Source organism: Staphylococcus hyicus, from assembly GCF_000816085.1.
GTDB classification, from domain to species: Bacteria; Bacillota; Bacilli; order Staphylococcales; family Staphylococcaceae; genus Staphylococcus; species Staphylococcus hyicus.
The window spans coordinates 630,994-642,976 of record NZ_CP008747.1 but is presented as its reverse complement, the minus strand read 5'-3'; the positions used below and the strand labels follow the sequence as shown (position 1 = coordinate 642,976).

The following is an 11,983-nucleotide window of genomic DNA, read 5'->3' as shown; positions in this document are numbered from 1 at the left end:
AAAAATAAAAGCCTTCAAATTCCGTAAGCATCCTCGGATTTTGAAGGTTCTTTTTATATTTTTCCTTGCAATAAAAAATAGTAAGCTAATGCTGCGCCCACCGTGTAAAGTAACAATCCAATGATACACGATGTCACATGGACACGCATTGGGATATGACGTTGAAACTTAGGTGCCAACACTAAATTCCCAAAGACGATAATGAGGGGAGCAACAATAAAGAAAAGTATCATTTCTACACTCATGTTGTACCACCTTGAAAATAACGTTTAATAATTTGCGATAAATCAATATCTTTATCCAGAAGTGCTATAGAAGAAAAATCACTCACTTCCGTCATAGGATTGGTGTTCACAATAACATCTAATCCTGCCGTTGCTGCAGCGGTAGCTCCATTCACAGAGTCTTCTATCGCCAAACAATAGGTTGGGCTAAAGTTTAATGCTTGAACGGCACTTAAATATAATTCAGGATCTGGTTTCACCTCTGACACATCTTCTCTTCCCTTAATCACTTTAATATAAGGTTTGATGCCGAGTGCATCTACGATAGGTTCAATATCTGCGCGTGCACTACTTGTGGCAATTGCCATAGGAAAATGACGCGCATGAAGCTGTTCCATTAGCGATTTAATTCCTGGACGTAGCGGTAATTGGCCAGCACGATTGTGATGTACTTGATAAATCTCTCGTACTTTATCATCGCCAAAGATTTCAATTAAATGGTCATGTAATGCGCGTGCACGTCCACCAATATTGGCTCTATAAAACGCTAATGAGACGGGGGTTTCATTCGCTTGAATTAAATGTGCGTTAATAACTTCATAAAGATGTTGTTCTGTATCAATAATCGTGCCATCAAAATCAAAAATAACTGCTCGATACATGTTGCGCCTCCTAGAAAACTGTTTACTTTCAGTGTAGCAAATCTAAACATACGGTTCACGTATCAATTAAATCCTGGTTCCATTGTCGCAAATTCGTATGTGATATAATTGTGTTGATAATATAAAGATTGAAACCATTTACGATCAATGATACCTGAATGATGTCCTGATAAATAATCATGACGTTTTACGAGATCAAACAAATTCGCTTTTGTTGTTGCGAAAGCATGATGATGCACATAGCCTTTGCCTGGTTTGACACTTGAACCTCTTTTTTGTATCACTACAACATCCGTATATAAGCCTTTATCATTTAAGGTATATACATGGTTAGCAATCGTTTCACGTTTGTTAAACCCCAACTGCTTTGTAAGATAGCCCACTGTCGTTGCAATGTCTTCTACATGAATTTCGATGGGTCCTATCCCTATAATAGAGGGATGCCCATTGGATGTAGTTGTATTAGATGTTGTCCAATAAGCCGGCGTTAGGTAATCGTCATTCGCAATCAGTACAAATGAAAGCGATTCGGGATCATCAAAATACAGTGCATCTTGGTTTAAATACGTCCCACGTTTAGTGGATATACCATGATTTTGTAATATGTTATCAAAAGCCTCTAGAACTTCGCTATTTTCTACAAGTAGTCCTATTCTTGCAATCATATTCGTCCCTTTGCGCATTGATCCTGCTTGCGGGATTTCAAAAAACGTCAATAACGTACCAGGATCTCCACTACAATTACCGTAAAAGATATGGGGCATAGTTGTATCATCTTGATTGACAGTTTCTTTAATTAAATTCAATCCTAAAACATCTAAATAAAATGCCTTATTTTGTGATATATTTTTCGTATACATGGAGATATGATGATGACCTATAATTGTAGACAAATGACTCACTCCTTTACATATCATCAAAGTATACTTTTCATGCCCAATTAACGCCAACATTCAATCCTTTTACCTCAGCATCATAAAACACGTCATTCCGATAACAATAATTGACAAAGGGAATGCTAAAGTTTGGACGAATCGCAATTTTCGCATTGATAGTTGTGATTTAAGTAACCATGTTTCAATCAAAAAGTTAACTAAAGTTATAACAATGGTTACTACAATTAATAACATTAAACCATTATCGTATTGATTAATAAAACCGATTGAAAGAATCATCATCGTTAGAAGCAGCGTGAAGGTAATAAAATAATTATGAAATAATTTGGTCACCATATTTTCAAATCCTTTCACGTTGAAATTTGCTAGTAATTTAAAAATATTTTCGCACAACCTAATTCAAAAGTAAAGAAGACCGAAACAAAAGGTATATCCGTTCGAGCTTTTCCTCCAAACAATATACCTTTCATGATTTAATTTAAGTCACATCAATGTTATGCTTTACGATGTTTCAATGGTGTTACATTTTTTTGTCGCTTATCATATTGTGATGACCAATAGCGTGCGAGTGTTGGTCCAGTAATACAATGAACAAAACTAAAAACTGCTCCTGGCACTGCAGCTAAAGGATTAAAATGAACAGTAGCTAATGAGGCTGCTAAACTTGAATTTTGCATCCCCACTTCAATCGATAATGTTTTTTTATCCTCATAGGTTAATTTAAATAATGCTGAAAGTGTGTAGCCGATTAAATAGCCTAATACGTTATGTAAAATCACCACAGCAAAAATAAGTAATCCTGTTTCAATAATTAAAGTCTTGCTACTCGCGACAACCGTACCTAATATAATTGAAATCGCAACGACAGATACTAACGGTAAAATATCGTCTGCTTTTTCAGCAGCTTTATAAAAGACTCTTTGAATGATTAACCCCGCAATGATAGGGATAAGCACCACTTTTGAAACCGATTCAAACATACTCAAAAATGAGACGTCCATCCATTGATGCGCCATCAAAAACATCAGTGACGGTGTTACAAATGGTGATAAAATCGTAGACACTGATGTTACAGCCACTGATAACGCCACATTGGCTTTTGCTAAATAGCTAATGACGTTGCTTGAAGTTCCACCCGGACAGCATCCAACGAGTAAGACTCCAATGGCAACTTCTGGGGATAAATGAAATAATTTTACGATTAAATAAGCTAATAATGGCATAATCGTATATTGTAAGACTACGCCAATGATGACAGGTTTTGGGTACTTAAATACAATTTTAAAATCATCCAATCGAATGGATAACCCCATTCCTAACATAACCACACCTAATAAATAAGGAATCCACGGTGCAAAATGAGTAAATGCGGATGGCACGATAAACCCTAAAAAACTTGTCAGTAGCATCCATACTAAAAATGTTTTTGAAGCAAATTGTCCAATTTGTCGTAGCATTGTTGTCACCTCGTTGTTATTTTAATATTCAGAATATTAACACAACTACAATTGCTTGACAATACAATTCAGTAAATTTATACCGTGTATTTTTAAATGTTTCCGCCTTTAGTCCTAATGCTTTTTAAATTTTAGAATGGTACAATGAATTTAATAAATCATAGTTAAAAGAGGACATGTAATGCTTATTGATAAGTTAGAAAGTTATACCATTCATATTGCAGAGTTAAATCGCCGCAAAAATCGTACGCAATTAAGTCGGCTACTTCAACACGTTAACTTACCATCTTCATTAAAATACGAGTTTACAAAAGTTCAAAAAACATATTTACTTCGCGTACACATTCAAAAACTCGCGCTACCTTATTTACTTAGCTTTTTGGGGTTTCATTACTACACAGTGTATCAAGTTATTCGAACAAAATTTGAACATGAATTGATACCATTTGACCAATTGGCACTCACTGAGCGTCGTTTCGAATTTTATATTGATGGACTTACTGATCCGTTTATAAAAGATAAGGTCATCGAAGTTTTACATCACGGAACAAAGCTCCAATTAAAATATACAGTACGCAAAAATATATTAACATTAACGTGTACGCTTGAAGAAGCCGGTACTACGCTTAGTCTTTTATCACGTCATCATATCGATATTTACCAAGCATACGCCCCTTTACAACCACATGCCCATATCATTCGCATTTCTTAGATTTACATTTTTTATGTTAAACGATAATAAGATCCTTTCGAATGCATGTCAATAAGTCTAAGTCACATAGCAATAGCCATCAAAAGTCGTTCATATCGAATGGCTTTTGATGGCTATTAGTCATTTACTGTTAGTTCTGATTAATCTCTGTTTGTTCTTCAACAAATTTTTGCATCGTATCGAACATATTTTCAAATCCATGTACAGTGTTATCATGGTATGCTTTCTTTTTTTGCTTGTATTCTAATTGCGTCAGACGTCTCTCTTTTGGTATATCGCTTTTATAGTTAAATGTCATTTGTGTAATACCAGGGCTTCGCTCTTCAAAATAAACTGATATGTCATCTTGTTGTTCACTAAAATCCGGCATTTGAATTGTTAGTGCGAGTTCTTCCCCTGGCAATAGCTTTTGATACGTACCTTCAACGCGAATTTTTTTACCTTGACGCTGATCAATAATTTGATAACGACCACCTTCTGTAACGTCACTTGCAAAACTTTTATTCGTCCTGGATGTGGTCATAAACCAATGACGCAACATTTCAGGATCAGTCCACGCCTGATAAAGAAATTCAGGTGATGTTTTAATCAATCGGACGATATTAACTTCGACCCTTTCATTTTGCGTATTATTCATGGCAATTCTCCTCACTTTAAACCCTATTTCTCTTTTTAATGTGTACGTCCTTTTCACTCAGTTAAAATGCCTGACAGACATTGTCCAAACTCACGTATGCCTTGCATCGTTACTTGAAGCATCACTTATGAAAGTTCATTCATTACTTCATTATACCCTTTTGATGTCACTGTTACTACGCATCGCGTTTCAATTTTGGTAAATTAAAGAAAATAGCAATGATTCCACACATTGCCAACATTACAGGATATATGGAATATGGGACTAACATTACAGGAGAAATACCTGCAACTCCAGCTGCCGCAATGAGTTGAGGGCTATATGGTATAAATCCTTGCCACGCACTTCCAAATATATCTAAAATACTCGCAGATTTACGGCGATCAATTTGATATTCATCTGCAATATCTTTTGCTAAAGGACCTGACATAATAATTGATATCGTATTATTCGCTGTAGAAATATCCGCTACACTTACAAGACTGGCTATGCCAAATTCAGCGCCCCGACGGGATTTAATTTTACTTTTAACTTTATGAAGTAGCCAGTTAATTCCCCCGTTGTGCTCAACGAGTCCAATCATTCCTCCAATTAACAGAGCAATAATCGCAATATCTTCCATCCCTATGATACCTTCAGAGATGGCTTTTAAAAATCCAGCTAAATCAAAAGAACGATCAATGATTCCGATGATACCTGAGAGTAGAATCCCACCTAACAACACAATCACAACATTAATCCCAATTAAAGCTAAAATAAGCACAAGTAAGTATGGAATGATTTTAATAAAACTGTAGTCGTAACTTTGGCCATGATTCACGTGATTGCCAAGCGTCAAAACCCATAAAATAATAATCGTAACTATGGCACCCGGTAAAACGATACGAAAATTCACTTTAAATTTATCTGCCATTTGTGTACGCTGTGTTCTCACAGCTGCTATTGTTGTGTCGGAAATCATTGATAAATTATCACCGAACATTGCACCACCAACGACAGTAGCCATTGCCAATGCAGAAGGAATATCAGTCGCTTGACTCAATCCGTAACCTACTGGCGCAATAGCTGCCACAGTTCCTACAGATGTCCCCATAGAAATTGAAACAAACATACATATGATAAACAAACCTACAATAAGTAAATTTTGAGGAATCATAGATAATCCAAAATTGACAATGGATTCCACGCCTCCCATTTTTTCAGCGGTTTTTGAAAACGCACCAGCTAAAATAAAAATAAACATCATTAAAATAATGTTAGGATGCCCCGCACTCTTCGCAAAAACTTCTACTTTACGCGTGAAATTTTCTTTGCGATTCATAAGTAAAGCCACTATCACGCCAATGATTGCAGCTACATTCAATGGCATAAACGTAAAGTCTTGAGTAATGATACCTGCACCTAAAAATATACAAATAAAAATTACTAAAGGAAGTAACGCCCACCCATTCATGTGATTTTTATATTCTTTAGACATGCTTTTCTCCTTAAAATAAATTAAGGTCAAGCCCTAATAGTCTATCATGCGCATAGATACTATTAGGGCTTGACCTGATTTCGTTTCTCGAACTTCTTATCTTCAGCCTTAAAGCTTCTGGAATTGGCACACGCATGACCATGTTGCCGAAGTATCAAAGGGCCAGTCCCTCCACTTCTCTTGATATGAAGTATTTAATTTTACTGTTAAACTTTACATGAAATATTGCCATTCGTCAATCATCTATTATTCATTAAGAAGCAGATGGCTGAATTTTACGAAATAATCCGGTACTTGACGTAACATTTCCTCTTCCGGGTCAAACTTAGGATGATGCAGTGGGTAATCACTATTTGAACCAATCATTGCAAAATAAGTTGGTGCTACACGCTGGTAGCCCGAAAAGTCCTCCCCAATTGTCAATGGCCTTTTTAGTTCATCGACATGATAGCCAGCATCTTTTGCTGCTTGCATTGCAGTTTGATGTAATGACGCTGTATTGTCTACTGCAGCTGTCACTTTCTGGTAATTAAAATCAATTTTGACATCAAATTGAGTAGCAATGCCTTTACATATTTGCGCCATTCGTGTTTCAACTCTATTTTGAATTTCTGCGTCAAACGTACGCACAGTTCCTTCTATAAACGCATCATCGGGAATGACGTTCCACGTTTGACCACAATGTATTTGTCCTACCGTTACTACCGCTTCTTCATAAGATGCAATATTACGACTTACAATACTTTGAAAACTTTGGACCAACTGCGCGATAACAATACTTGGATCTTTGGCATCTTGCGGCATTGCAGCATGTGCTCCTTTAGCCTTGATAATAAGTTTAAAGCGATCAACATTCGACGTCATTACACCAGACTTTGCACGCCATTCTCCTAATTTTAATGTAGGGTCATTGTGAAACCCTATAATCGCTTTAGCATCTCTCAAAATGCCTGTTTCAACAACTTCTATTGCACCATTACCAACTTCTTCCGCTGCTTGGAAGATGATACGCACACGACCGTTCAACTCCGTTTCATACAATTTAAGTTGCATTGCAGTACCTAGAATACTTGCCATATGCAAATCATGCCCGCAAGCATGCATGACGCCATCGACACGCGACTTAAACGCCAACGTCGTCTGTTCTCTAATCGGAAGTGCATCAATGTCTGAACGAATCGCAATCATCGATTTCCCTTTCCCTATTTCAGCAACAATGCCTGTTTTAAGCGGAACGTCAAGAATTGTAATATCCATAGCTTTTAATATGTCTTTTAATGTTTCAGTCGTTTGATATTCGTTATTAGAACACTCTGGATATTTATGGAAATGTCGTCTCCATTCGATACATTGATTAAAACGGTTTGACATAGTACCCCCTCTTTCTTCAAATTGTTATAGGAAAAATCATAATCCTTTTAATTTTAAATACTGTGTATATTCATTATCCCCAAATAAACATCGTATTTCCACCAGGTGTCATTATGAAAATCGGGCTTGGATATAGCTATCCTGTTAATAAAAAAACAACAAAATTCTTCGTACATGAACTTTGTTGGTTATATTAATATATAAATTTAGTCTTTATGAGGATACAGATGGTAAATTAAAAACTCTGATTACTTCCTTAGCTGAGACTTCTAAAGATTTAAGCCGAAAGCGAAAATCCATTTTGAGGTGCGTCGTTTAGAAAAACGAGGCGTTTGGACCAATCAAAATTGAAATGATTTATGTCCATGCCCCGTTATGGAAATGACTAAATTGTCCTTATATTATTGAATGGCCAAATCATGATGGATAATGACTTTGCCATCTTTAATTACGGTTTCTACATGATTAATACCGTAATGGTATGGAATATATTCATGATTTGGCGCATGCCAAATGACTATGTTTGCTTTATCACCTTCATTTATTGTGCCTGCATCTAAATCAATCGCTTTTGCTGCATTGACTGTGACCGCATTCCAAATTTCATTTGGTGATAACTTTAATTTCAAAGCCGCAATTGCCATCACCATTTGTAAGTTATTTGTGACACAACTTCCAGGATTAAAATCTGTAGCAATTGCGATAGCTCCATTATAATCAATCATTCCACGTGCATCCGCGTACTCATTTTTACCTAAGTAAAACGTTGTACCTGGTAATAATACCGCAACTGTATCAGAACCATTTAACTTTGTCTTGTCTTCTTCACTAGAAGCAACAAGATGATCTGCTGAAATGGCTTTTTCGTCAATTGCTAAACCAAGTCCACCTAGAGGATCGATTTCATCTGCATGAATTTTAACTTTAAAACCTTCTTTTTTAGCAGCTTCCATATAGCGTTTTGATTCTTCAATGGTAAATACACCCGTTTCACAGAATATATCTGCAAAATCCGCATATTTTTTAACTTCTGGTAAAAGTTGAATCATATCTTCTAAAAAGGCGTCATTAGATTCTGCATCTTGGGGCACCGCATGTGGTCCTAAAAAGGTATGTCGCATATCTAAATTATATTTTTCTTGTAAACGGCGTGAAACTTTGAGTTGTTTCAATTCATTTTCTTTGTCTAATCCGTAACCACTTTTACTTTCAACCGCCAGTACGCCATGGTGCATCATTGTTAACAAGTCGTGTTCTGCTTTTTGAAACAACGCCTCTTCACTTGTTTGTCTTGTTGCTTTTACTGTTGAAAGTATGCCACCCCCTTGTTCTAAAATTTCAAGATAAGATACCCCTTGACGCTTTAGTGACATTTCATGTTCACGTGAACCTCCATGAACTAAATGGGTATGGGCATCTACAAGAGATGGTGACACAACTTTACCAGTCGCATCAATCGTTTCTTTCGCCTCATAATCGTCTGTATGTGGTCCTGAATATACTATTTTATCACCTTGGATAACAACTGTACCATTTTCTATAATTTTCAGTTCATCTAACTCTGCACCTTTTAAAGGATGTTCTGTCGATTTTGGTAAAATCAATTGTTTAATGTTTTGAATTATTAAATCATTCATTATTTGTCATCACCTTTACCTGTAATCATGGGAATATCCAGACCTTTATTTTTTGCCGTTTCAACCGCAATATCATAACCAGCATCTGCATGTCTTACCACACCCATACCCGGATCTGTCGTTAATACACGTTTTAATCGTCGTTCTGCACGTTCAGAGCCATCTGCTACAACAACCATTCCTGCATGTAAAGAATACCCCATACCGACACCGCCACCATGATGCACAGATATCCATGATCCTCCTGCAGCAGTATTGACTAATGCATTTAAAATCGCCCAATCCCCTACAGCATCTGAACCATCTTTCATAGATTCTGTTTCCCGGTTTGGAGATGCTACTGAACCTGAGTCTAAATGGTCTCGACCGATAACAATCGGTGCAGAAATGTCACCCTTACGTACCAACTCATTGAGTGCGAGTCCCATTTTTGCACGCTCACCATAACCAAGCCATGCAATGCGAGATGGCAGACCCTGGAAAGCAATTTTCTCACTCGCCATATCGAGCCAACGCATTAATTTTTCGTCTTCAGGGAATAATTCTCTCATGAGTTGATCTGCACGTTCAATATCTTTAGGATCGCCTGATAAAGCTGCGAAGCGAAACGGTCCTTTACCTTCACAGAACAACGGGCGAATATACGCAGGTACAAAGCCAGGGAAATCAAATGCTTCTTCTAATCCTTGGTCGTATGCTACTTGTCGAATGTTATTACCATAATCAAACGCAATCGCACCTTGTTCCTGAAATTTCAGCATCGCCTCAACATGTTTTTTCATAGATTGTGATGATAACTGTACATATGTTTCTGGGTCAGACTCTCGTAATTGTGTAGCCGCTTCTAAAGAATACCCTTCAGGTACATAACCATTAAGTGGATCATGCGCCGAAGTTTGGTCTGTGACAATATCAATTTTAAAATGACGCTTTAATATCTCATGGTGAATTTCAGCTGCATTCCCAACTAAACCAATAGATAATGCCTCTCCCTTATTTTTAGCTTCTTCAGCCTTTTCTAATGCTTCATCTAATGAATGTGTCATAATGTCACAATAACGTGTATCGATTCGCTTTTGTATGCGAGATGCATCCACATCGACTCCAATGACAACCCCTTCATTCATTGTGACCGCCAATGGTTGGGCGCCTCCCATTCCACCAAGACCCGCTGTTAACGTAATTGTACCTTTTAATGAGCCGTTAAAATGTTGATTCGCACATTCTGCAAATGTTTCATATGTTCCTTGAACGATGCCTTGAGAACCGATATAAATCCAACTTCCTGCCGTCATTTGCCCGTACATCATCAGTCCTTTTTTATCTAATTCGTGGAAATGGTCCCAATTTGCCCACTTCGGTACAAGAACTGAATTGGATAATAAAACCCGTGGCGCTTCTTCGTGCGTTTTAAATACGGCTACAGGTTTACCTGATTGAACTAACATTGTTTCATCTTTTTCAAGGCGACGTAACGTATCCACAATTGCGTCAAAAGATTCCCAATTACGTGCCGCTTTACCAATGCCTCCGTAGACCACGAGCTTTTCTGGATGTTCTGCAACTTCTGGATCTAAGTTATTATAAAGCATGCGTAAAACAGCTTCTTGTTCCCACCCTTTACATTCAATTTCAAGTCCTTTTTTAGCTTTAATTTCTCTAGACATCGTCCATCTCTCCCTTTGTTCAAAGTATAAGTAACGCAATTGGAATAAAAAAGCACATCACATAGAATTCAATAGTCAAAAACGCCACATTGGGTGTACGCGAGTTCGAGAATTAGATTTTAGTTGAATTATCTCAATACACCCCCTTACATTTATATCCACTCTATGTTTAGACATTATTTAAAATTAATTTCTCCCTTGTGTATAAAGTGGTTGACGTTCCGTACACGACAACTTGCCATATTGTTATTGTAATATGCTAAGATATAAACAACCAATATAAATAAACTAATTATTAATAAACAAAAACTATAAATAGGTGGTAGCATGATGAAAATTGTTCAATTAGAGTATTTTATAGAAGTGGTAAACCAAAATAGCTTTACAAAAGCTGCACGCGCATTGCACATTAGCCAACCTTCACTAACTGCAACGATAAAAAAGATGGAACAACAATTAGGATATGCATTACTTCAACGTACTACAAAAGATATATCTATAACTGAAAAAGGCATTCAATTTTACAATCACGCGAAGCATTTGGTGCATCAATATCATTTAACATTAGAACAAATGTATGATTTAAAAGTCAGTCAGACGCCAAAAATAAAAATTTCAATTTTAGAATCTACTGCACATTGGATTGCTACCATAATAAAGCAACATCAATTAGAACATTTAGATCAGCATTATCAAGTTACTGAAATTTTAGATTTGAATACATTGACTCAACATTTACTAGATTTTGAAATTCATTTTGGAATATCCAATGATAAAATTAAACATGAAGCCATTATATCAATCCCGTTATATACAGAAGATTATGTGGTACTTACACCAAAAGATGCCTTTAAAGGAAAAAAGTCTATGTCTATTCAAGGATTACCGTTAATCGTCCCTATCCGTCCGTACCAAGTACGTAAGCATATAGATGATTATTTTACACATTTACAAGCGCATCCAAATATTGTTATGGAAGTTGAACGCTTTGAAGTGGCGACAAACTTTGTACATCAACATATGGGATATGCGGTTATTCCACGAATTTATTACCAATCATTTAAAACCAGTCATCTCGACGCGATTCCAATTTACCCTAAAATTAACCGGACGATTTATATCAACTTTGCAAAAAATAGACAGTTCACACCACAAATGACCGCACTATTATCCAAAATTCAAACATACTGGTCATTGCAAAACAACGAGTCTCCAATATAAGAAAAGCCTACAAAATACAGTT

Annotated in this window: 12 protein-coding genes and 1 riboswitch; of the genes, 2 read left to right on the top strand and 10 right to left on the bottom strand. The window is 36.5% G+C overall.

All coding sequences use genetic code 11. The features are described from left to right. Positions 1-53 precede the first annotated feature (53 nt). The 5 genes from SHYC_RS02745 to SHYC_RS02725 all read right to left on the bottom strand — a co-directional run bounded on the left by SHYC_RS02745 (position 54) and on the right by SHYC_RS02725 (position 3,239). The gene (locus SHYC_RS02745; protein WP_039644332.1) at positions 54-245 is read right to left on the bottom strand and encodes a hypothetical protein; all 192 of its coding nucleotides are present in this window, start codon (positions 243-245) and stop codon (positions 54-56) included. Continuing rightward, positions 242-886, bottom strand: a complete 645-nt coding sequence (locus tag SHYC_RS02740; protein ID WP_039644330.1) for an HAD-IA family hydrolase — start codon at positions 884-886, stop codon at positions 242-244. The genes SHYC_RS02745 and SHYC_RS02740 overlap by 4 nt, the downstream gene beginning before the upstream one ends. A gap of 62 nt (positions 887-948) precedes the next feature. Continuing rightward, positions 949-1,779, bottom strand: coding sequence for a VOC family protein (locus SHYC_RS02735; protein WP_231912802.1), 831 nt, complete (start codon positions 1,777-1,779; stop codon positions 949-951). Positions 1,780-1,848: 69 nt separating this feature from the next. Beyond that, positions 1,849-2,118 carry a hypothetical protein gene (locus tag SHYC_RS02730; RefSeq protein ID WP_039644328.1) on the bottom strand — a complete coding sequence of 90 codons (270 nt, stop codon included), beginning with the start codon at positions 2,116-2,118 and terminating at the stop codon, positions 1,849-1,851. A 158-nt stretch (positions 2,119-2,276) separates the two neighbouring features. Further along, a complete protein-coding gene (locus tag SHYC_RS02725; protein ID WP_039644326.1) occupies positions 2,277-3,239 on the bottom strand; it encodes a bile acid:sodium symporter family protein in 963 nt (320 codons plus the stop codon). Positions 3,240-3,420: 181 nt separating this feature from the next. On the opposite strand from SHYC_RS02725, the gene SHYC_RS02720 reads away from it, so the two are divergent. Further along, positions 3,421-3,951: a hypothetical protein gene (locus SHYC_RS02720; protein ID WP_039644324.1), complete on the top strand. Its 531-nt coding sequence runs from the start codon at positions 3,421-3,423 to the stop codon at positions 3,949-3,951. Positions 3,952-4,081: 130 nt separating this feature from the next. On the opposite strand, the gene SHYC_RS02715 is transcribed toward SHYC_RS02720, so the two are convergent. The 5 genes from SHYC_RS02715 to hutU all read right to left on the bottom strand — a co-directional run bounded on the left by SHYC_RS02715 (position 4,082) and on the right by hutU (position 10,740). Beyond that, entirely contained in the window at positions 4,082-4,594 is a 513-nt protein-coding gene (locus SHYC_RS02715; protein WP_197708983.1) for an SRPBCC family protein, read from the bottom strand. 169 nt (positions 4,595-4,763) lie between these two features. Then, a complete protein-coding gene (locus tag SHYC_RS02710) occupies positions 4,764-6,065 on the bottom strand; it encodes a Na+/H+ antiporter NhaC family protein (RefSeq protein ID WP_039644320.1) in 1,302 nt (433 codons plus the stop codon). 93 nt (positions 6,066-6,158) lie between these two features. Next, a riboswitch (SAM riboswitch) is annotated at positions 6,159-6,255 on the bottom strand. A gap of 56 nt (positions 6,256-6,311) precedes the next feature. Then, positions 6,312-7,436 (bottom strand): amidohydrolase, encoded by a 1,125-nt coding sequence (locus tag SHYC_RS02705; protein WP_039644319.1) that lies wholly within the window; start codon positions 7,434-7,436, stop codon positions 6,312-6,314. A gap of 401 nt (positions 7,437-7,837) precedes the next feature. Continuing rightward, positions 7,838-9,073 (bottom strand): imidazolonepropionase, encoded by a 1,236-nt coding sequence (gene hutI / locus SHYC_RS02700; RefSeq protein WP_039644317.1) that lies wholly within the window; start codon positions 9,071-9,073, stop codon positions 7,838-7,840. Continuing rightward, positions 9,073-10,740, bottom strand: coding sequence for a urocanate hydratase (gene hutU / locus SHYC_RS02695; protein ID WP_039644315.1), 1,668 nt, complete (start codon positions 10,738-10,740; stop codon positions 9,073-9,075). The genes hutI and hutU overlap by 1 nt, the downstream gene beginning before the upstream one ends. Before the next feature lie 330 nt (positions 10,741-11,070). On the opposite strand from hutU, the gene SHYC_RS02690 reads away from it, so the two are divergent. Then, complete coding sequence (locus tag SHYC_RS02690; protein WP_039644312.1) at positions 11,071-11,961, top strand: LysR family transcriptional regulator; 891 nt, start codon at positions 11,071-11,073, stop codon at positions 11,959-11,961. The last annotated feature ends 22 nt before the right edge of the window (positions 11,962-11,983 follow it).

Coding starts and splice junctions, on each gene's coding strand:
- SHYC_RS02730 (WP_039644328.1), bottom strand. CDS start 2,118: ATGGTGACCAAATTATTTCATAATTATTTTATTACCTTCACGCTGCTT.
- SHYC_RS02725 (WP_039644326.1), bottom strand. CDS start 3,239: ATGCTACGACAAATTGGACAATTTGCTTCAAAAACATTTTTAGTATGG.
- SHYC_RS02720 (WP_039644324.1), top strand. CDS start 3,421: ATGCTTATTGATAAGTTAGAAAGTTATACCATTCATATTGCAGAGTTA.
- SHYC_RS02745 (WP_039644332.1), bottom strand. CDS start 245: ATGAGTGTAGAAATGATACTTTTCTTTATTGTTGCTCCCCTCATTATC.
- hutU (WP_039644315.1), bottom strand. CDS start 10,740: ATGTCTAGAGAAATTAAAGCTAAAAAAGGACTTGAAATTGAATGTAAA.
- hutI (WP_039644317.1), bottom strand. CDS start 9,073: ATGAATGATTTAATAATTCAAAACATTAAACAATTGATTTTACCAAAA.
- SHYC_RS02705 (WP_039644319.1), bottom strand. CDS start 7,436: ATGTCAAACCGTTTTAATCAATGTATCGAATGGAGACGACATTTCCAT.
- SHYC_RS02740 (WP_039644330.1), bottom strand. CDS start 886: ATGTATCGAGCAGTTATTTTTGATTTTGATGGCACGATTATTGATACA.
- SHYC_RS02690 (WP_039644312.1), top strand. CDS start 11,071: ATGAAAATTGTTCAATTAGAGTATTTTATAGAAGTGGTAAACCAAAAT.
- SHYC_RS02710 (WP_039644320.1), bottom strand. CDS start 6,065: ATGTCTAAAGAATATAAAAATCACATGAATGGGTGGGCGTTACTTCCT.